Origin of the sequence: Streptomyces azureus (genome assembly GCF_001270025.1) — a bacterium.
GTDB lineage: Bacteria > Actinomycetota > Actinomycetes > Streptomycetales > Streptomycetaceae > Streptomyces > Streptomyces azureus.
In genome coordinates this window covers 1-19,800 of sequence record NZ_DF968453.1, presented here as the reverse complement: position 1 = coordinate 19,800, position 19,800 = coordinate 1, and the positions used below count along the sequence as shown (strand labels likewise).

General features: G+C 70.8%; 20 protein-coding genes and 1 riboswitch. Of the genes, 10 read left to right on the top strand and 10 right to left on the bottom strand.

Annotated elements, in window-relative coordinates:
• Positions 1 to 206 precede the first annotated feature (206 nt).
• Both AOQ53_RS35660 and AOQ53_RS35655 read left to right on the top strand, forming a co-directional pair.
• The gene (locus AOQ53_RS35660; RefSeq protein WP_059423768.1) at positions 207 to 758 is read left to right on the top strand and encodes an RNA polymerase sigma factor; all 552 of its coding nucleotides are present in this window, start codon (positions 207 to 209) and stop codon (positions 756 to 758) included.
• A 249-nt stretch (positions 759 to 1,007) separates the two neighbouring features.
• Positions 1,008 to 2,006 carry a CU044_5270 family protein gene (locus tag AOQ53_RS35655; RefSeq protein WP_059423766.1) on the top strand — a complete coding sequence of 333 codons (999 nt, stop codon included), beginning with the start codon at positions 1,008 to 1,010 and terminating at the stop codon, positions 2,004 to 2,006.
• Here AOQ53_RS35655 and AOQ53_RS35650 read toward each other — a convergent pair whose 3' ends face one another.
• Positions 2,007 to 2,864 carry a bifunctional 5,10-methylenetetrahydrofolate dehydrogenase/5,10-methenyltetrahydrofolate cyclohydrolase gene (locus tag AOQ53_RS35650; RefSeq protein ID WP_059423764.1) on the bottom strand — a complete coding sequence of 286 codons (858 nt, stop codon included), beginning with the start codon at positions 2,862 to 2,864 and terminating at the stop codon, positions 2,007 to 2,009.
• A 22-nt stretch (positions 2,865 to 2,886) separates the two neighbouring features.
• Positions 2,887 to 2,971: riboswitch (ZMP/ZTP riboswitch) on the bottom strand.
• Positions 2,972 to 3,012: 41 nt separating this feature from the next.
• A complete protein-coding gene (locus AOQ53_RS35645) occupies positions 3,013 to 3,378 on the bottom strand; it encodes a nuclear transport factor 2 family protein (RefSeq protein ID WP_059423762.1) in 366 nt (121 codons plus the stop codon).
• 136 nt (positions 3,379 to 3,514) lie between these two features.
• Here AOQ53_RS35645 and AOQ53_RS35640 point away from each other — a divergent pair, with 136 nt between their 5' ends.
• Positions 3,515 to 3,805 (top strand): hypothetical protein, encoded by a 291-nt coding sequence (locus tag AOQ53_RS35640; RefSeq protein WP_059423761.1) that lies wholly within the window; start codon positions 3,515 to 3,517, stop codon positions 3,803 to 3,805.
• Positions 3,806 to 3,865: 60 nt separating this feature from the next.
• Here AOQ53_RS35640 and AOQ53_RS35635 read toward each other — a convergent pair whose 3' ends face one another.
• The gene (locus tag AOQ53_RS35635) at positions 3,866 to 5,620 is read right to left on the bottom strand and encodes an ABC transporter ATP-binding protein (RefSeq protein ID WP_059423759.1); all 1,755 of its coding nucleotides are present in this window, start codon (positions 5,618 to 5,620) and stop codon (positions 3,866 to 3,868) included.
• A 190-nt stretch (positions 5,621 to 5,810) separates the two neighbouring features.
• Here AOQ53_RS35635 and AOQ53_RS35630 point away from each other — a divergent pair, with 190 nt between their 5' ends.
• From AOQ53_RS35630 to AOQ53_RS35615, 4 genes are all read left to right on the top strand, one after another.
• Positions 5,811 to 6,896 (top strand): S-(hydroxymethyl)mycothiol dehydrogenase, encoded by a 1,086-nt coding sequence (locus tag AOQ53_RS35630; protein ID WP_059423758.1) that lies wholly within the window; start codon positions 5,811 to 5,813, stop codon positions 6,894 to 6,896.
• Positions 6,896 to 7,525, top strand: a complete 630-nt coding sequence (locus AOQ53_RS35625; RefSeq protein WP_059423757.1) for an MBL fold metallo-hydrolase — start codon at positions 6,896 to 6,898, stop codon at positions 7,523 to 7,525. Before AOQ53_RS35630 ends, AOQ53_RS35625 begins: the two co-directional genes overlap by 1 nt.
• 90 nt (positions 7,526 to 7,615) lie before the next feature.
• A complete protein-coding gene (locus AOQ53_RS35620) occupies positions 7,616 to 8,530 on the top strand; it encodes an SDR family oxidoreductase (RefSeq protein WP_059423756.1) in 915 nt (304 codons plus the stop codon).
• Positions 8,531 to 8,775: 245 nt separating this feature from the next.
• Positions 8,776 to 9,471 carry a L,D-transpeptidase family protein gene (locus tag AOQ53_RS35615; protein ID WP_059423755.1) on the top strand — a complete coding sequence of 232 codons (696 nt, stop codon included), beginning with the start codon at positions 8,776 to 8,778 and terminating at the stop codon, positions 9,469 to 9,471.
• A gap of 28 nt (positions 9,472 to 9,499) precedes the next feature.
• On the opposite strand, the gene AOQ53_RS35610 is transcribed toward AOQ53_RS35615, so the two are convergent.
• Genes AOQ53_RS35610 through AOQ53_RS35595 form a run of 4 tightly spaced genes read right to left on the bottom strand, consistent with a single transcriptional unit; the run spans position 9,500 to position 13,996 of the window.
• Positions 9,500 to 10,699 carry a Gfo/Idh/MocA family protein gene (locus tag AOQ53_RS35610; protein ID WP_059423752.1) on the bottom strand — a complete coding sequence of 400 codons (1,200 nt, stop codon included), beginning with the start codon at positions 10,697 to 10,699 and terminating at the stop codon, positions 9,500 to 9,502.
• 29 nt (positions 10,700 to 10,728) lie between these two features.
• Positions 10,729 to 12,078 (bottom strand): ABC transporter substrate-binding protein, encoded by a 1,350-nt coding sequence (locus tag AOQ53_RS35605; RefSeq protein WP_059423750.1) that lies wholly within the window; start codon positions 12,076 to 12,078, stop codon positions 10,729 to 10,731.
• 10 nt (positions 12,079 to 12,088) lie between these two features.
• A complete protein-coding gene (locus AOQ53_RS35600; protein ID WP_059423748.1) occupies positions 12,089 to 13,012 on the bottom strand; it encodes a carbohydrate ABC transporter permease in 924 nt (307 codons plus the stop codon).
• A gap of 18 nt (positions 13,013 to 13,030) precedes the next feature.
• Positions 13,031 to 13,996 (bottom strand): carbohydrate ABC transporter permease, encoded by a 966-nt coding sequence (locus tag AOQ53_RS35595; RefSeq protein ID WP_059423746.1) that lies wholly within the window; start codon positions 13,994 to 13,996, stop codon positions 13,031 to 13,033.
• 169 nt (positions 13,997 to 14,165) lie between these two features.
• On the opposite strand from AOQ53_RS35595, the gene AOQ53_RS35590 reads away from it, so the two are divergent.
• The 3 genes from AOQ53_RS35590 (at position 14,166) to AOQ53_RS35580 (ending at position 16,493) form a co-directional block, all read left to right on the top strand.
• Positions 14,166 to 15,326, top strand: a complete 1,161-nt coding sequence (locus AOQ53_RS35590; RefSeq protein ID WP_059423744.1) for an ROK family transcriptional regulator — start codon at positions 14,166 to 14,168, stop codon at positions 15,324 to 15,326.
• Positions 15,327 to 15,426: 100 nt separating this feature from the next.
• On the top strand, positions 15,427 to 15,612 hold the full coding sequence (locus AOQ53_RS35585; protein WP_037667954.1) for a hypothetical protein: 186 nt from the start codon (positions 15,427 to 15,429) through the stop codon (positions 15,610 to 15,612).
• Between the two features lie 56 nt (positions 15,613 to 15,668).
• A complete protein-coding gene (locus tag AOQ53_RS35580) occupies positions 15,669 to 16,493 on the top strand; it encodes an EamA family transporter (RefSeq protein ID WP_059423743.1) in 825 nt (274 codons plus the stop codon).
• Between the two features lie 42 nt (positions 16,494 to 16,535).
• On the opposite strand, the gene AOQ53_RS35575 is transcribed toward AOQ53_RS35580, so the two are convergent.
• The 3 genes from AOQ53_RS35575 to AOQ53_RS35565 all read right to left on the bottom strand — a co-directional run.
• Positions 16,536 to 17,516 carry an ornithine cyclodeaminase family protein gene (locus AOQ53_RS35575; RefSeq protein WP_059423741.1) on the bottom strand — a complete coding sequence of 327 codons (981 nt, stop codon included), beginning with the start codon at positions 17,514 to 17,516 and terminating at the stop codon, positions 16,536 to 16,538.
• Positions 17,517 to 17,556: 40 nt separating this feature from the next.
• Positions 17,557 to 18,915 carry a S1 family peptidase gene (locus AOQ53_RS35570; protein ID WP_059423739.1) on the bottom strand — a complete coding sequence of 453 codons (1,359 nt, stop codon included), beginning with the start codon at positions 18,913 to 18,915 and terminating at the stop codon, positions 17,557 to 17,559.
• Between the two features lie 116 nt (positions 18,916 to 19,031).
• A partial coding sequence (locus AOQ53_RS35565) for a hypothetical protein (RefSeq protein WP_059423737.1) occupies positions 19,032 to 19,800 on the bottom strand: 769 nt, incomplete at its 5' end.

Sequence of the window (19,800 nt, the reverse complement as noted above, 5' to 3'; positions counted from 1 at the left end):
GCCATCACGCCACCGATGACGAAGAACGCGAACGACGTCACCAGGTACAGCGTGCCGATCGTCTTGTGATCCGTGGTCGTCAGCCACTTCAGGTGCCTCATGCCCCGCCTGTGTCCGCGCCCCGCCCGGACGTCACACTTTCCTGACGCGACGAGAATCACGGAAACGGGTGTGACGATCGGGAAGGTGCCGGACACGAACGGGACATGAGCAACGACGAGATCTTCGCCGCTGCCTATCGCGAGCACTACTGGGCGGTCAGCCGTTATGTCGCGCGGCGGCTGGACGGGCGGGCCGGCGAGGTGGAGGAAGTGGTGGCGGAGGTGTTCACGGTCGCCTGGCGGCGCCGGGCCGACCTGCCCTCCTCCCCGCTGCCCTGGCTGTACGGCGTGGCACGCAACTGCCTGGCCAACGCGGTGCGCGGCCACGGACGCCGCCGCCGGCTCGTCGACCGGCTCGGCAACGACGACACCGCGCACGGACGGCACATCGCGGAAGGCCCCGAGACCGAGAACCCCGGCGCCTGGGTGCACGAGGCACTCGCCCGGCTCTCCGCGTCCGACCAGGAGGTGCTGCGCCTGACGGCCTGGGAGGAACTCGGCATCGACGAGGTCGCGGTCGCCCTCGGCTGCGGCAGGCGTGCCGCCACGATGCGGCTGCACCGGGCCCGCCGCCGCCTCAGAGCCGAGATCGATCGCATGCGTCCCGCGGTGGCGGTGGTCACCGGACACTCACTGCGCGAGGGGGACCGGCGGTGACCGACATGCTCTCCGGGCCCGTCACCAGCACCGCGATCGGTCGCGACGCACACGCGGTCACCAGGTCCGCGAGTGATCGCGACGCACACGCGGTCACCAGGACGGCGAGTGATCGCGACGCAGACGCCTGGCCCTGGACCGCGCCCAGCCGCGACGCACGCCCCCTGCCCACGCCCCCGACCGGTGGCCACACCCATGCCCCGCGTCCCCTTACCGCCACCCACGTGACCGCCTCTAAGGAATACGGCCATGGCTGACGAACTCGAACTGGTGCGCGGCGCCAACCCGGTGCCGTCCGACGGCCCTCACTTCGGCGACGGCCCCCTGGACCACGGCGCCGAGCGCCGCCTGGAGCGGCTGCTGCGGGAGCGGCCCTCCGGCCGTCTGCGGGACCGGCTGCTGCCGGGCGCCGGCCGGCCCCGGCTGGCCTGGGGGCTCGTCGCGGCCGTCGTGGTCGCCGCCTTGGCACTGACCCTCGTGCTGAGCGGCCCGAACACCACACCGGCGGTCGCCGCGCCGCGTCCGCTGGTGGTGCAGACCGGCTCCACACCGCTGCCCCTGGACCGGCTGGCCGAGCGTGCCGAACAGGCCGCAGCCAACGGCTCGCCCCGCCTGCGCAAGGGCACGCACGTGCAGTCCTGGAGCATGGGCATGTCGGACGACAAGCCCCCGATCACGCTCCCCGAGGAGCGCATCGTGCGCTGGCGGGCCGACGGCAGCCACACGCAACTGGTCGTGGCGACCGACCCGAGGCATCCGGGCCGCCCGGTCCTCTCCACCGAGGGCGGCGAGCCGCACCTCGTCGACGACGGGCACGTCCTCAGCGACCAGACGTATCCGCCGAGCTGGAGCGACGCCCCGCCCCAGTCCCCGCCGCCGCACGACCCCGACCGCCTGCGCGCCTACCTGACGGAGGCTCAGCACTCCGCCACTCCGCTGAGCACGCCCCAACTGTTGGACGCCGTCGAGGTGCTGCTCGACCACTGGACCCTCGGCGCCCGGGAGACCGCGACGCTCGCCCGCCTCCTGGCCGGCACCGAGGGGCTGCGGCCCGTCGGCCAGGTGACCGACCGCCTCGGGCGACGCGGTCAGGCGTACGTGTACGACGGCCCCGGCGCCCGCCGCATGCTGATCATGGACCCGGTCACCGGAGCCGTCCTCGGTCTGGAGAGCACCTTCAGCACCGCCGAGCCCGAGTACGGCGTCAAGAAGGGCGACGTGATGTCGTACAGCGCGTGGATGCGCTGATCAGACCCCGGCCGCACCGAGCTGCCGGGCGGCGGCGTCCACGGTCTGCTCCAGCAGCGTGGCGATGGTCATCGGGCCGACGCCGCCCGGCACCGGCGTGATCAGCGAGGCCCGCTCCGCGGCGGAGTCGAAGTCGACGTCGCCGATGTTGCCGGGGTTGTACCCGGCGTCGATCACGACGGCGCCGGGCTTGACGTCCTGGCCGCGGATCAACCGGGGCCGTCCCACCGCGGCCACCACGATGTCCGCCTCCCGCACGGCCGCCGACAGGTCCCGGGTGCGCGAGTGGCAGTAGGTGACCGTCGCGTCCCGGGCGAGCAGCAGCATGCCGGCCGGCTTGCCGAGGATGGCGCTGCGTCCCACGACCACGGCCCGCTTGCCGGCCGGGTCGACGCCGTACTCGTCGAGCAGCCGCATGACCCCGCCGGGCGTGCAGGACACGAAGCCCGGCAGGCCGAAGCTCATCGTCGCGAAGGAGGCGAAGGTGACGCCGTCGACGTCCTTGCCGGGCGCGATCGCCTCGAACGCGGCCCGCTCGTCGATGTGCTCGCCCATCGGGTGCTGGAGGAGGATCCCGTGCACGCCGGGGTCGGCGGAGAGCGCCTCGAGCGTGCCGACGAGCTCCTCGGTGGTCGTGGCGGCGGGCAGCGCCACGTGCCGGGAAGTGATGCCGGCCTTGCGGCAGCGGTTCTGCTTCATCCGGACGTACGTGACGGACGCCGGGTCCTCGCCGACCAGAACCGTCGCGAGGCACGGTGCCGTGCCTGTCCTTTCGGTGAGGCCGGCCGCGCGCTTGCCGGTCTCCTCCAGTATCCGCCGGGCGAGCGAGGTTCCGTCCATGAGCCGTGCCTGCGACATGTTCCACTCCTGGGCTGGTGTGCTGCTTCGCCCAGGCGCACGGCATCGACTCCTGCGGAGCCGCTCCCCGGTGGTGCTCCACCTCAGCGCCAGTCACGGCCCGGTCCCACCCTAACCGAGCCCCCTGCGGGGCTCGTCGGCGTGGTCCCTACTCGTCCCAGGCCTGGACGAGGGTCTGCTCGGCGATCTTGCCGTCCTTCAGCGAGATCATGGACTCGGACAGGACGCGCACACCGTCCGCGTACTCGCAGCTCTCGCTGTACGCGGCTTCGTCGCCCTGGATGACGCACCGCTCCAGTTTGTGCGACATGTCGCGGCTGTAGACGTCCTCCAGCATCCGGCTGATCTCGTCCCGGCCGTGCAGGACCTTGGGGTGGCTGGGCTGGGTCGTGCGGTCGACGATGCGGAACTCCGCGTCGTCCGCGTAGAGCGAGAGCAGCAGGTCCGGGCTCTGTCCTTCCACGCCCTGGCGCAGTGTCTCTCTGTCGAAGGCGGGGTCTGCCGCGGTTCCCATGATGACCTCCTTCGAAGGGCCGCGACCCGGTCGGAAGCGGGCCGCGAGGAGCCTCTCCTCCTGTCGAGCCTCCTCCCGTCCGGCGAGCTCGGCAAACGCAGGCAACGCAGCCGGACCCGCTCGCGCTGCGATAGGCATGATCTCAACACGACGTTTCGTCGCCGCCGTTGGTCTCGCCGCGGGTGTCACCGGCCTCGCCGCGCCGATGACGAACGCGGCCGACGCGGAATCCCGGAACCCGCTCAGCCCGATCGCCACGCCGGACTCGCTGACCGTGAGCGACATCCCCGCCGAGCACAAGGACAAGATCCGGCGGCCCTCCTCCCGGCCGGCCGGGCTCAACCGCCTCAACGACCTCAACCAGCTGAACCAGGCCGTCGGCCTGGTCTCCCCGGTCTTCGGTTCCGTTCCGAACGTCCGGCCCTGACGGCAGCGCGTCGCGACGAGGGCCGCCCGGCTCGGGCGGCCCTCACGCATGCCCGGTGGTTCAGTCCGACGCGGCCAGGAACTGGGTCGCCGCCAGCTCCGCGTAGAGCGGGTCGGCGGTCACGAGCTCGCGGTGCGTGCCGACCGCCCGGACCCGCCCGGCATCCATCACCACGATCCGGTCGGCCATCGTCACCGTCGACAGCCGGTGCGCCACCACCAGGACCGTCGTCGTACGGGCCACGTCCGCGACGGTGTCGCGCAGCGCCGCCTCGTTCACCGCGTCCAGCTGCGAGGTCGCCTCGTCGAGCAGCAGCAGCCGGGGCCGGCGCAGCAGAGCCCGGGCGATGGCGACCCGCTGCCGCTCACCGCCCGACAGCTTGGTGCCACGATGCCCGACGAGCGTGTCGAGACCGGCGGGCAGCCGGGCGACCAGACCGTCGAGACGGGTCGTCTTCAGCACCCGCGCGAGGGCGTCGTCGTCCGCCTCCGGATTGCCCAGCAGCAGGTTGTCCCGCAGGGAGCCCGACAGGACCGGCGCGTCCTGCTCCACGTAGCCGATCGCGGCGCGCAGTTGCGTCAGGTCCCAGTCGGCGAGGTCGCGCCCGTCGAACGTGATCACCCCGGAGTCCGGCTCGTAGAACCGCTCGATCAGCGAGAAGACGGTGGTCTTGCCGGCGCCGGACGGGCCCACGAACGCCGTCATGCCCTGCGCGGGCACGGCGAACGTCACGCCGTGGTGGACGTACGGCAGATCGTCTGCGTAGCGGAAGCGGACGTCGTCGAAGGCGAGGGCGGCGGGCCGCGTGCCGGGGGAGGGGAGCGGGGCGGCCGCGGTGGCCGGCTCGGCGGGCAGCCGCAGCGCCTCCTGGATGCGGGTGAGGGCCGCGGCGCCCGTCTGGTACTGCGTGACGGCGCCGACGACCTGCTGTATCGGCGACATCAGGTAGAAGACGAACAGCAGGAACGCGACCAGCGTGCCCACGTCGATCGCGCCGGTCGCCACGCGCGCGCCGCCCACCGCGAGCACCGTGATGAAGGCGATCTGCATGGCGAGCCCCGCCGTGTTGCCCGCGGCCGCCGACCACTTGGCGGCCCGCACGCTCTGCCGCCACGACTCCTGCGCCGCCTCGTGCAGCGTGCGTTCCTCCCGGTGCTCGGCACCGGACGCCTTCACGGTGCGCAGGGCGCCGAGGATCCGCTCCAGCGAGGCACCCATGACACCCACCGCGTCCTGCGCCTGCCGGCTCGCCTTGTTGATACGCGGCACGATCACGCCGAGGATCACGCCCGCGCCCAGGATCACGGCCAGGGTGACTCCCAGCAGGACGGGCTCCACGAGGCCCATCATGACCACCGTCGCGACGAGCGTGAGACCGCCCGTGCCCAGCCCGACCAGCGAGTCCGTGGTGACCGCGCGGAGCAGGGTGGTGTCCGAGGTGATGCGCGCCATCAGGTCGCCGGGTTCGCTGCGGTCCACGGCCGTGATCCGCAGCCGCAGCAGATACGACGACAGGGCGCGCCGCGCGCCGAGCACCACCGACTCGGCGGTGCGCTGCAACACGTACGAACCCAGCGCTCCGACCGCCGCGTTGGTCACGACCAGGGCCGACATCGCCAGCAGCGCGCCGGTGATGGCCCGGTCGTGCGCCAGATCGTCGATCAGGCCCCGCGCCACCAGCGGCAGCATCAGCCCGGTCGCCCCGGTGACCAGCGAGAGCACGGCACCGGCGAACAGGGACCGGCGGTGCGGCCGTACGTATCCGAGGAGCAGCCGCCAGGCGGGTGTACCGGTCTCGGTCTCTGCGATGCTCACGTCGCTCCTTCGGCGTCGGGCGGAGCGTTCAGGTTACGGGGGCCGCCGGTGCGGTGCCCGGCGTTTTGGGACAGCGCGTGAGCTGGTGATACGGCGCCGCGGGTGGCCGATCCGCACCCCTTGCCGATCAGTCGCGCGTAGGGTCGGAAGGGAAGGCATCCCGGCCGACGAAGCCGACGAAGGAGTCAGCATGGCGCAGGAAGTACGCGGTGTGATCGCACCGGGCAAGGACGAGCCGGTACGGATCGAGACCATCGTCGTGCCCGATCCCGGCCCGGGGGAGGCGGTCGTGCGCGTCCAGGCCTGCGGGGTGTGCCACACCGATCTGCACTACAAGCAGGGCGGCATCAGCGACGACTTCCCCTTCCTGCTGGGCCACGAGGCCGCGGGCGTGGTCGAGGCGGTCGGCGACGGCGTCACCGACGTCGAGCCCGGTGACTTCGTGATCCTCAACTGGCGTGCGGTGTGCGGGAAATGCCGCGCCTGTCTGCGCGGGCGGCCCTGGTACTGCTTCGACACCCACAACGCCGGGCAGAAGATGACCCTCACCGACGGCACGGTGCTGTCCCCGGCCCTCGGCATCGGTGCCTTCGCCGAGAAGACGCTGGTCGCGGCCGGGCAGTGCACCAAGGTCAACCCGGCGGTCGCCCCGCAGGTGGCCGGGCTGCTCGGCTGCGGCGTCATGGCCGGCATCGGCGCCGCGATCAACACCGGAAACGTCGGCCGGGGTGACACGGTCGCCGTCATCGGCTGCGGCGGTGTCGGCGACGCCGCCATCGCCGGCTCGCACCTCGCCGGAGCGGCGAAGATCATCGCCGTCGACATCGACGACCGCAAGCTCGCCACCGCACGGACCATGGGCGCCACCCACACCGTCAACTCGCGCGAGTGCGACCCGGTCGAGGCGATCCGCGAACTCACCGGCGGCTTCGGCGCCGACGTCGTCATCGAAGCCGTCGGCCGCCCGGAGACGTACAAGCAGGCCTTCTACGCCCGCGACCTCGCCGGCACGGTCGTCCTGGTCGGCGTGCCCACCCGCGAGATGAAACTCGAACTGCCGCTGCTGGACGTGTTCGGGCGTGGCGGGGCGCTGAAGTCGTCGTGGTACGGCGACTGCCTGCCGTCCCGCGACTTCCCCATGCTGATCGACCTGCACCTGCAAGGGCGCCTGGACCTCGGGGCGTTCGTCACCGAGACCATCCAGCTCGACGAGGTGGAGAAGGCGTTCGAGCGGATGCACCACGGCGACGTGCTGCGCTCGGTGGTGGTGCTGTGATGGCCCCGCGCGTCGAACACCTCGTCACCTCCGGCCGGTTCAGCCTCGACGGCGGCACCTGGGACGTCGACAACAACGTCTGGATCGTCGGTGACGACCACGAGGCGATCGTCATCGACGCCGCCCACGACGCCGACGCCATCGCGGAGGCCGTCGGAGACCGCCGGCTCACGGCCATCGTGTGCACCCACGCCCACAACGACCACATCGACGCCGCTCCCGCCCTCGCCGAGCGCACCGGAGCCACCATCTGGCTGCACCGCGACGACCTGCCGCTGTGGAAGCAGACCCACCCGGACCGCGAGCCCGACGCCTGGCTGGTCGACGGCCAGGTGATCGAGGCCGGCGGCGCCGACCTGCGGGTCCTGCACACCCCGGGGCACGCGCCCGGCGCGGTGTGCCTGTACGACCCCGGGCTCGCCACCGTCTTCACCGGCGACACCCTCTTCCAGGGCGGCCCCGGCGCCACCGGCCGGTCCTTCTCGCACTTCCCGACGATCATCGACTCGATCCGCGACCGCCTCCTCACGCTGCCACCCGAGACGAAGGTCCTCACCGGCCACGGAGACGCCACGACCATCGGCGCGGAGGCCCCGCACCTTCAGGAGTGGATCGCCCGGGGACACTGATCACGTGTCTCCCGTAAAAGGCGACAGAAGATGTCCGGCTTACCCGTCACCCTGGAGGCGACAAGCAGCCACGGTCACGGGAGGTCGGACATGTCAGCTCCACTGAAAGGCAAGGTCGCACTGGTAGCCGGAGCCACCCGGGGCGCCGGACGCGGCATCGCGGTGGAGCTCGGCGCGGCCGGCGCCACCGTCTACGTCACCGGCCGCAGCACGCGCACCCGCCGCTCGGAGTACGACCGGCCCGAGACCATCGAGGACACCGCCGACCTGGTCACCGAGGCCGGCGGGCAGGGCATCGCCGTACCCGCCGACCACCTCGACCCGGCACAGGTCCGCGCTCTGGTGGACAGGATCGCCGACGAGCAGGGCCGCCTCGATGTTCTCGTCAACGACATCTGGGGCGGTGAGAACCTCTTCGAGTGGGAGAGCCCGCTCTGGGAGCACGATCTCGACAAGGGCCTGCACCTGCTCAGGCTCGCGGTCGAGACGCACGCGATCACCAGCCACCACGCCCTGCCGCTGCTGCTGCGCCACCCCGGCGGCCTCGTCGTCGAGGTCACCGACGGAACCGCCGACTACAACGCCGACAACTACCGCGTGAACTTCTTCTACGACCTCGCCAAGGCCTCCGTCCTGCGCATGGCCTTCGCCCTCGGCCACGAACTCGGCCCGCGCGGCGCCACCGCCGTCGCCCTCACCCCCGGCTGGCTGCGCTCGGAGATCATGCTCGACACCTTCGGGGTACGGGAGGACAACTGGCGCGACGCCCTGGAGCGCGAGCCCCACTTCGCCATCTCGGAGACCCCCCGCTACGTGGGCCGGGCCGTGGCCGCGCTCGCCGCCGACCCGGACGTGGCGCGCTGGAACGGCCGGTCCCTCTCCAGCGGCGGCCTCGCCCAGGAGTACGGCTTCACCGACCTCGACGGCAGCCGCCCGGATGCCTGGCGCTACCTCGTCGAGGTGCAGGACACGGGCAAGCCGGCCGACACGACCGGCTACCGCTGAGACGGACCGTGCTCCCTGACCCGCACCCCGGCCGGGGACGTCTCGCGGCCGTCGCTCTCCTCGTCTCGCCCGACGCCGCATGGATCACCGGCACCACGCTGGTCGTCCTCGGCCGGCTGCGTGGCGAGGTATGTCACCGTTTCGTCGCAGGCCGAAAGACCGCACAACCGAATCCCCCGTGCGCCCGTCTAGCTGGCAGGGATCGCAGACCATGTGACCACTTCCGCGAAAGGGCAGGACCAACCATGGGGGACGTACGCAGACGGGGTGCCGTCGTACTCGGGATCACCGGACTGGTGGCACCGCTCACACTCGCGCTCGGCGCCACGCCGGCCGCGGCCGCGAGCTGCACCACCAAGACCGGCCCGTACCAGAAGCAGGTGGAGAAGTTTCTCGGCCGCCCGGTCGACGGCAAGCAGTCCGCTGCCGACTGCAAGGCGATCAAGGCCTTCCAGACCAAGCACGGCATCTCCCCGAACGCCGGCTACGCCGGGCCCGTCACCTGGGGCGTGATGGACCTGATGCAGAAGCAGAAGGCGGTCGGGAAGAACCCCAACAAGGACGGCAAGTGCCCGGTGAACAAGGGCCGGATCGCCTGTGTGAACCTGAGCCTCCAGCTGAGCTGGATCCAGGACGGCAAGAAGCTCGTCTACGGCCCCGTCCCGGTCCGCACGGGCCGCGACGGCTACGAGACCCGCACCGGTCTGAAGAAGATCTACTGGCGCAACATCGACCACGTCTCGTCCATCTACGACGTGCCGATGCCCTACGCCCAGTTCTTCGACGGCGGCCAGGCCTTCCACTCGGTCGGCGTCAGCATGTGGAACCCGCCGGGCTCGCACGGTTGCGTCAACATGACGAAGACCGACGCGAAGAAGTACTGGTCGCTGCTGAAGAAGGGCGACGACGTCTTCGTGTACGGCCGCAAGCCGGGCACCTGATCCCAGGCACCCGGCCCGCACGGAGTCCCTACAGGGGCGCGTCCCCGAAGTCCGGGATCTCCAGCCGCACCCCGCCCTGCCGCGCGGACTCGTGCGCGATGATGCCCGGCAGGGTGTAGCGGGCGGCCACCCACGCGTTCACCGACGGCAGGGTGCGCGTGTTGACGGCGGTCACGAAGTCGTCCACCAGGAAGTGGTGGCTGCCCTCGTGGCCGTTGTGGAGGTTGTCGAACTCCCTCGGCAGCCGCGCACGGTCGTGCACGGGAGCCGACCCGGAGGTGAACGCGGCCCGCAGCTCGGGCGCGATGTGCTGGAGCGACGGGTCGTCGGGCGCCATGGTGGGCTTGGGCTCCAGCAGTTCGCTGATGTCCTTCACCCCCTGCTTGTCCTGCCACAGGGCGACCGTCGCGAGCTGTTCCATGCTCGCCTCGGTGCCGAAGAAGCGGAAACGCGACTCCCGTATGTGCGAGGGGTAGCCGACCCGCCGGAACTCGTTCGTACGGAACGAGCCGCCGCCCGCCACCTCGAACAGCGCGGTGGCGTTGGAGAAGTCGTTGCCGAACTGGCTGACCTCCTTGTCGAAGACGCCGTCACCCCGGTCGTCGACGACACCGACCGCCGACACGCTGACCGCGTGCGTCTTCCAGGCGCCCAGCACCCCGCCGACCGCATGCGTCGGGTACAGCAGCGGGGGATAGCTGGCGGTGGCCTTCCAGTTCTCGCCGCCGCTGTACTGGTAGGCCTCGTAGAACCCCAGGTCCATGTCGTGGACGTAGTCGCCCTCGGCGTAGAACAGCCGCCCGAAGGCGCCCTCGGCGATCTGGTTGCGGGCGTGGACCGTGGCCGGGTTGTACTCGCTGGTCTCGCCCATCATGTACGTCAGCCCGGTGGCCTTGACCGCGTCGATGATCGCGGCGATCTCCTCCGTGCTGATGGCCATGGGGACGGCGGAGTACACGTGCTTGCCCGCGTTGAGGCCCTGGAGCACCAGCGGCCCGTGCGTCCAGCGCTGCGTGAAGATCGCGACGGCGTCGACGTCCTCCGATTCCAGCATGGCCTGGTACGACGGGAAGGTGCCCGTCAGCCCCTGGGCGGAGGCGAGTTGCCCGGCCCTCTCGGGCAGCAGGTCGGTGACGTAGACGGCGCTGACGCCGGGGTGGGCCTGGAACAGCGTGGCGAACTGGCCCGAGAACTGTCCGGCGCCGACGATGCCGATGGAGAACGTCATGTGAGGCGTGCCCTTCACTGGTCGGGGGATCACTGCGAGAGGATCAGGTTGATCTGTTCGTTGGTCTCGTCGAGGCTGCTGACCGGCTTGCCGTTGCCGTAGATGTCCTCCATCGCCGGCGCCATGAGCGCCGTCATGTCCGCCGAGTAACTGGCGATCGGGTACGAGAAGGTCCGGAAGTTCTTCGTGTCGGCCACGGGTTCGGTGAAGGACGAGACGTCGATGCCCTTCTTCCGGTACGCGGCGACGGCGGCCTCGGTCCCGGCCTTCGTCGCGGGGAAGACGACGCCGTAACCGCCGACGACCTTCTGGCACTTGTCCGAGGCCAGATACGCCACCCACTTCTTGGCGCCCTCCTTGTTCTTGGAGGCCTTGGTGACGGAGTCGGCGAGGCCGTTCATCATGGTGGCGCGCTTGCCGGTCGGGCCGACCGGTGTCAGGGCCGTCTCGATGTCCCGGCCCTTGAAGCCCGCGTACGTGGAGATCATCCAGGCCCCGTCGAACGCGGTGGCGGCCTTGCCCGCCGCGACCTGGGTGTTCGCCTGGTTGGACTGGACGTTGTAGTCGGACAGCGGCGGCATGTAGCCCTTCTTGGCCAGACCGAAGTACCACTTGATGACCGACTGGAAGGTCTTGCTGTCGTACTGGTACTTCGTGCCCCAGCGGGGCTTGTCCAGGTAGCTCCACCCGGCGGAGGCGGCGAAGGTACTCCACTGGGTCTGGCCGTCGCCGAAGCCGCCGCCGTTCGAGGCCAGGCCGTACACCTTGACGTTGTTCTTGTCGAAGCCCGGCTCGTCGCCCCGCTTGCCGTTCCTGTCGATCGTGAGGTGGGCGATGGCCTTCTCGAAGGTGCCGCCGTCCTCCGGGTTCCAGGCGAGGTTGTTCAGTTGCCCGGCGGTGAGGCCGGCGTCCTTCGTCATCTTCGAGTTGTAGAACAGCGCGACGGTGTCCCAGTCCTTGGGAGCGCCGTACCGATGGCCGTCCTTCCCGATCCAGTTGGCGGCGAGGCCCGGCTGGTAGTCGGCGTTCTCGATGCCGAGGTCGTCGAGCGGTTCCAGGACCTTCAGGTCGGCGTACTGGCCGAAGTTCTGGATGTGGTCGGTGAACACGTCCGGCTGGGTGCCCGCGATGAACCCGGCGGTGAGCTTGGTCCAGTAGTCGCTCCAGCCCAACTGGGTGATCTTGACATTCAGTCCGGGGTTCTCCTTCTCGAACCCCTTGGCGCAGGCCTGGTAGGCGGGCAGCTGGTTGGCGTCCCACAGCCAGTACGTGACCGTGTTCGCGGAGGATCCGGCGGCGCCCTGCTGCGCGCATCCGCTGACCAGGGACAGCGCCAGCGCTCCGGTCGCCGCGACGAGCGTACGCAGACGAATTCGCATCACAGTCCCCTTACTTGATCCCGGTGAAGCCGATGGAGCTGACGATGCGGCGCGCGAAGCAGGCGAACAGCACCAGCATCGGCAGCGCGGCGATCAGCGTCGCCGCCATGAGCCCGGACCAGTCGACGCCGGTCGCCGGGGTCTGCGCCCGGAAGATCGCCAGCGCCACGGTCAGCACGCGCGAGCTGTCGCTGTAGGAGACCATCAGCGGCCAGAAGTAGTCGTTCCAGGAGGTGATGTACGTCAGCACGCCCAGCGTGAGGATCGGCGTGGACGCCATCGGCAGCACCACCCGGAAGAAGATCTTGATCTTCCCGGCGCCGTCCAGCAGAGCCGCTTCCTCCACCTCCTGGGGGATGTTCATGAAGAACTGGCGCAGGAAGAACACCGCGAACGGCGCCATGAACATGGTGGGCAGGGCGATGCCGAGGAGCGTGTCCACCAGGTGCAACTGCTTGATGAGCACGAAGTTCGGCAGCAGCGTGAAGATGGTCGGCACCATCATCCCGGCCAGGAACAGCCCGAACACCGCGTCCCGGCCGCGCCAGCGCAACCGTGAGAAGGCGTACGCGGCCATCGCGGAGAAGAAGAGCTGACAGCCGGTGATCAGAGTCGAGACCAGCACCGAGTTGAGCAGATAGCGCCAGAAGTCGAGCCCGCCGCCCGCACCGCCCTGCGCGACGGCCTCCTCGGCCGACTGCATCCCCAGGGCGCGTTCGAAGCCGCTGGTGGTGAGGTCCACGGGCAGGGGGTTGGTCGGATCCGCGTTGAGACCCGCGTTGGTGGAGAGCGCGGTGCGCAGGATCCAGTAGAACGGCAGCAGGATGATGAGGACGATCAGCCCCATCACGGTCCAGGCGGCGGCCCGCCCGAAGGGGAACCTGCGCCGGACCGGTCGCACAGTCGTCGACGTCGTTGTCGTCACGGCAGCCATGCCGGTGTCTCCCTTCCGTCAGCCGAGGTCGGTCCGGCCGGCCCGCGTGAGCCGGTACTGGAGGATGGTGATCGCGCTGAGCACGATGAGCAGGGCGACGGACATGGCCGAGGCGTAGCCGAACTGGAAGCGGCCGAAGGCGGAGCCGTAGATGTAGTACTGGAGCACGTTGGTCGCGTTCGCCGGACCGCCCGCGGTGGTCACGGCCACGGTGTCGAACACCTGGAACGACCCGATCACCGTCATGATGAGCACGACCGCGAGCACCGGCCGCAGCAGCGGCATGGTGATCCGCCAGAACATCCGCCACTCGCTCGCGCCGTCCACCCTGGCCGCCTCGTACATGTCGTTCGGGATCGCCTGGAGACCGGCGAACAGCAGCAGCGCGGTGTAGCCGACGTGCCGCCACACGTTGATGAGCGCGATCGTCGGGATCGCCCAGGTCTCGTCGGCGAGGAACGGGATGCGGTCGGCGCCGAGGGCGCTGATGATCTCGTTGCCGATGCCGAGCTGGGCGTCGAGGATCCAGAGCCAGACCAGACCCGCGACGACGTTCGACATCAGGTACGGCGTGAGCACGATGCCGCGCAGCATCGCCGACTGGGTCAGCCGCTGGAGCAGGACGGCGATGGCGAGCGCGGCGACCGTCTGGACGCCGATGTTGATGACCACGTACTCGACGGTGACCGTCAAGGAGTCCCAGAAAATGGGGTCGTTGACCATGCGGACGTAGTTGTCCAGGCCCACCCACTCCGCCGGAGTCAGCAGGTTGAAGCGGGTGAAGCTCAGGTAGATGCCCCGGAGCGTCGGCCAGAGCAGGAAGACGAGGAAGCCGAGCAGTGCCGGTGCGATGAAGGCCGCGGCCAGCCGTCCGTCACCCCTGTTCTCGCTCACGTCGTCGCGTCGTGTCCTGGGCTTGTTGTGGGCCTCCGTCGCGCCGCCCGCGGGCAGGCGCGACGGAGGGCTGCTGGAGGCGATGGTCATCGGGAGACTCCCTCGCTGCGGCGGCTCGTCCTCTGGCAGGACTTACTTTTGGCGCGAAACAATTACTGCGTCAAGAGGGGTGCGTACATCTTTTCGCAGTAGCCATCATCGCCTTAGAGTGGTCGTGTTGGTTTCAGTGCGAAAAAAAGGCGAGGGGAGTCGGGCCGACATGACCGCAGACATCGCCAGCTGGCCGCCGCTGAGCCCGGGGGAGCGCGCGGTGGCGATCGAGGTGCTCGTGCACGGCCCGCTGTCGCGCACCGAGCTCGCCCGCAGGCTGGGGCTGTCGGCCGGCAGCCTCACCCGGCTGACCAAGCCGCTGATCGAGTCGGGCCTGCTGGTCGAGGTGGCCGAGGCGGGAGTGCCGGCTGAGGCGCGCCAGGGCCGCCCCTCGACACCGCTGGACGTCGTCGCCGACTCCTGGTCCTTCCTCGGCTTCAAGATCACCGAGGACATGGTCTACGGCGTCGTCACCACACTCAGAAGCGACATCGTCGCCCGCCTCGACCGTCCGCTCACCACCCACGACCCCGCCGAAGTCGCCGATGTGCTCGGAGAGATGACCGCCGAGCTGACCCGCGACCATCCCCGGCTCGCCGGGATCGGCATCGGTGTCGGCGGTTTCGTCCAGGACCGTGCCGTCGTCGGCGAGTCCCCCTTCCTGCTGTGGCGGGACGTCCCCCTGGCCGAACTCGTCGAGGAGCGCACCGGGCTGCCGGTGGTCGTCGAGAACGACGTCGCCGCCCTGGTCGAGGCCGAGACCTGGTTCGGTGCCGGGCGCGGCCTGGACCGCTTCGTCGTCCTCACCATCGGCGCCGGCATCGGCTACGGACTCGTCCTGGGCGGCAAACGAGTGTCCTGCGCCGAGGAGGACCGCGGCTTCGGCCGTCACTGGATCGTCGACCCGGGCGGCCCGCTCACCCCGGACGGCCGGCGCGGCAGTGCCGTCTCGCTGCTGACCATCCCCAACATCCGCTACCAGGTCCAGGCCGCCACCGGCCGCGACCGGACGTACGAGGAGATCCTCGCGGCGGCCGCCGCCGGGGACCCGATGCCCGCCCGGGTGGTCCACGAGGCCGCACGCGCCCTGGGCACGCTCGTCGCGCAGATCTCCAACTTCGTGATGCCGCAGAAGATCCTGCTCGCGGGGGAGGGGGTCGGGCTGATGGACGTGGCCGGCAAGACGGTCGAGGAGACCGTCCGCGACAACCGGCATCCCCTGGCCGCCCCGGTCGAGCTGGAGACGAAGGTGTCCGACTTTCACGACTGGGCGCGCGGCGCGGCCGTGCTGGCCATCAAGGTGCTGGTGCTGGGGTCGGCCGAAGCGTGAACAGGCTCACGTTTACTGGGAGATGGACGTGATCAGCAACACTGTCCGGAATGACCGTTTAACTCACGATTACTCACATCGTCTTCACCTGCGGCGACGTATGCTTCACAGCATGTCCACCACTGTTGAATCCTCTTCCCAGCGAACGGCTGACGAGGTCAACGAGGAGATCCGGGCCCTGTGGCGCCGGTCGGGCGGGACACTGAGCGTCGAGCAGCGCGAGGAGTACCAGCGGCTCGTCCTGGAGTGGGCCGCCGCGGCCCCGCAGTCCGCGCCCGCGGCCTGAGCGTCAGCCAGGTCCGCTGACGCATCGGACCCTCGTCCCGGGGCACCCCTGATCCAATGGGTGCCCTTCTCGCACTTTCCTCGGCCGTCGTCTACGGCATCGTCGACTTCGCCGGCGGCCTGCTGTCACGGCACATCCACCACGCCGCCGTCACCTTCCTCGGCCAGCTCGGCGGGCTGCTGCTCGCCTGCGCAGCCGCGCTCCTCATGCCCGCCGACGCCGTCCACACCGCCGACCTGCTGTGGGGCGCGCTGTCCGGCGTCGGCAGCGGCATGGCCATGCGGTTCCTCAACCGCGGGCTGAGCCGGGGCGCGATGAGCGTCGTGGTGCCCGTGAGCGCCGTCACGGGCGTCGCGCTGTCGGTGCTGTGCGGGGTGCTCGTCCTCGGCGACCGCCCTGGGGCCCTGGCCTGGCTCGGCATCGCCGTGACCGTCCCCGCGCTGTGGTTCGTCTCCGGAGGCGGGGGCGGCGCGGGCAAGGGGACGGCGGACGGACTGCTCGCCAGCGCGGGCGTGGCCGTGCAGTACCTCGCCCTGGGCCAGGCCGGCGCGGGAAGCGGTCTGTGGCCCGTCGCCGCGGGCCGTGTCGCCGCGGTCCTCGTCCTCCTGCCGGACGCCGTCCGCCACGCCCGCCGACTGAAGCTGCCGCCGGGCCACTGCGTCCAGGCCCTTCTCATCGGGGCCGGTGCGGCCCTCGGCCTCGTGCTGTATCTGCTCGGCGCACAGCGCCAGTTGCTGGCCGTCGCCGTCGTCCTCGCCTCCCTCTACCCGGCCCTGCCCGTCATCCTCGGCCTCGCCCTCCTGCACGAGCGGATCAGCCAGCGCCAGGCGCTGGGGCTGCTGGGGGCGGGGGCGGCGACGGTACTGCTCACACTGGGGTGAGACAGGGCCCCTGGCGTATGGAAGGGGCGGTCGCGGCCGTGCTCATGTGCCGTCCCCGTCCTTCGGGCGCGAGTGGAACCGGAAGTCGACGCCGACCCCGTCCCGCAGCGCCGCCTGATAGGCGGCCCAGGAGAGTGCGAGATCCTGCCAGGGCAGACCGACCGGGGTGTAGACGGTCACCTGCTCGGCATCGGTCCGCGCCGGAGCGGTCCCGTCGATGATCCGGCCCAGCACGGCCGCGGCATGCTCCCGGCGCAGGCCCGCACTGCCCAGCGCGCCGGACGTCATCGCCAGGTCGACGTCGTCCACGATGACTCGCGCGTGCCGCAGCAACTCGGCATCCAGCTCCACCTTGCCCGGTTCGTCCGCTCCCAGCGAGGTGATGTGCGAGCCCGGCCGGACGTCCGGGAGGTGCAGCAGCGGGCGGCGGGACCAGGTGGCGGTGACGACGCTGTCACAGGTGCGGGCGACCTCTCGCGCACTGCCGACGACCTGGCATGCGAGTCCGGCCCGCTGCCAGACCTCGGCCATCCGGTGAGCCCGTCCGTCGTCGGCATCGTGGATGGCGACTCGTTCGACCGTGCGCAACCGGGTCAGCCCACGCAGCGTCATGTCCGCCTGGGCTCCGGCGCCGATGATCCCCACAGCGCGTGCTCCCGCCGGACTGAGCAGGTCGGTGGCCAGCGCCGCCGACAGCCCGGTCCGCCACGCGGTCACGAAGGCGGAGTCCAGCAGCGCGAGCAGCTCCCCGGTCTCCAGGTCGTGGAGACAGACGATGCCGGAGATCGCCGGGTCGGAATCGGGGAACTTGGCGTTCACCTTCACCGTGTAGGCGGGGATGCCGGGCAACAGCCCCGGCAGCAGTACGGCGATCCTCCCGGAGGACGTCGGCAGGCTCTGGCGCACGCGCTGCGGGGAGGTCTGCTTGGCGAGGGCCGCGACGAAGCCCTGGCGCAGGGCTCGGACCATGGCCTGCGGTGCGACCACCCGCTGAAGCTCGGTGGCGCCGAGCAGTACTGTCATGAGGCGTCCTTGTCTGCCGGGCGTATCCGAAGTGACGGCGTCATCCCCAAGTAGCCGAGTAGTACTGCCGATACGCCTTGCGGTCCTGCTCCGCGCGGATCCATCGGGTCGCCACCAGGGCGACGAGGCTGCCCGCGATGACCAACAGGCCGGGGCCCACGTTGCGCGGGTCGGTGAGACGGGTCAGCAGGCCCGACACGTCCTCGCCCGTGACCGGTGCCGACGAGCCGGGCGAGGCGGGTGAGGCGGCGCCCTGCGAGGCCGACGGCGCCGGGGAGGCGCCGGTGCCGCCACCGGCCTGCTTGGCGACGATCAGCTTGACCCCCAGCTCGGTCAGCGCCTTCGTCACCGGCTGGAAGAACGTCGTACCGCCCGCCGCGCAGTCCCCGCTGCCGCCCGACGTCAGACCGAGCGCGACGCCGTCGGCGAACATCGGGCCGCCGCTGTCACCGGGTTCGGCGCACACGTTCGTCTCGATGAGGCCGGTCACCGTGCCCTCGGGGTAGTTGACCGTCGCGTTCAGCGCGGTCACCTCCCCCTGGCGCAGACCGCTGGTGCTGCCGCTGCGGAAGATCTTCTGCCCGACCTCCGGATCGGCGACGCCCGTGATCCGCACGCCCTTGCCGTCACCGACCGCCACGACGTCCGCACCCTCGCCCGCGCGACCGCTGTCGTACTTCACCAGGGAGTAGTCGTCGCCGGGGAAGCTTCCCTTGAGTGACGTGCCGACCTGTTCCCGGCCCCGGTCGTCGGCGAACCAGACGGAGCCGTCGGGCCCGCAGTGTCCGGCCGTGAGGATGAAGTCTGTCTTCCCGTCGGTCACGTTGAAGCCCGCCGAACAGCGCCCGGCGGTCGACAGGATCGGCTCCGCCCCGTTGATCCGCGTCGTGAACGCACCCTCGGTGCGCTCCATGCGTACGAAGCCGCCGATGCCCTCCGCGACCTCGGTCAGCCGGGACCAGTCGGAGGCGGAGACAGTGCTGTCGCCCCGTACCACCACCTCGTTGCTCTTGTAGTCCAGGGCCCAGGCTGTGCCGGGCACGCGGGGCGCCGAACGCAATGTCGCCGTGGCGGACTTGAGGTCGCTCATGCTGTGGCGCACCATCTTCGCCTGCGCGCCGGCGCGCTCGACCTCGTCGGCCGCCTTCTCGTCCGTCACCGCGACGACCGGCCGGCCGGCGGAGTCGACCCAGCTGCCCGCCGTGCGGGAGGTGCCGAGCCGGGACACGAGGTCGGTGCCCATGCTCGTGGCCGGCCGTGCGGAGTATGGGACTCCGATCGTTGGGTCGGGGGGCTCGCTCGCCACGGCGCGTGTGACCATCGCTCCTCCGAGGAGGAGTCCGCCGACGGCCGCCAGCCGTGTCACTCGCCGGACGACCCGTCGTCGTGCGTGCCTCATGCATGGCTCCCGAACCCGAACAACACGGTGTGAACACCGCGGGCCACTCCTTGAGTTGAGTGCCCTCTTCCCATACGGGGCGGAGCCGTGCCGTGTTCAGCGCACGCGTGATCTCTTCACCGCCGGCCGGCGGCAGGGGCGGTCGGCCCGAGGTCCGCCGGGGCGGCGAGCAGGGCCCGGCTGCGCGCGTCGCCCCACACCGAGGCCGGATCGACGTAGGGCCGCAGCAGAGCGGTGAGCGCGGGGTCCCCGCGTCCGTTCAGCTCGTCGGAGGCGATCTTGCGGGCGATCCCGGCGAGGAAGTCCGCCACCTGCACCCGGGCGTCCTCGCGCGCGACGACCAGCCGCAACCCGGCCAGGCCGACCCCCGCCTGCCGGGCCGCCTCCTCGATCCAGGCGATGCGGTCTGGCGTCAGCATGTTCTGCCGGTCGTGCACCAGACGGACCGGCCGCCCGTCGCCGCTCCACAGCGCGGCCGTCCGGACGATCGCCGGGAGCAGCGGGTTGAGCACCGGGATCAGGGGCGGCCCGTCCAGGAACGCCGCCCGATAGGACACCGCGCGGGGCCGGGTCGCGGCCAGCCGCTCCAGGATCGCCGTCGCGTCCGTGTCCGGACGGGCCCGCCGCAAGGTGTCGACCGTGCCGTAGAAGACGTCCACGGGGGCGCCCGGTTCCCCGTTGTTGCGGACCCGCAGCAGCTGGTTGGCCGCCTCCAGGAACGCCTGCCAGCCGTCCTGGCCGAAGGCCCGGCGTCCCTCACGGAACAGGGCGACGGCCTGGCCCGGGTCACCCAGCAGCATACCGACGGCCCGGTCCACCACGAAGAAGGACTTCTCCATGAGATGCACCCGCGCCCGCCCGTGGATCGGCCCGTCCGGCGCGAGC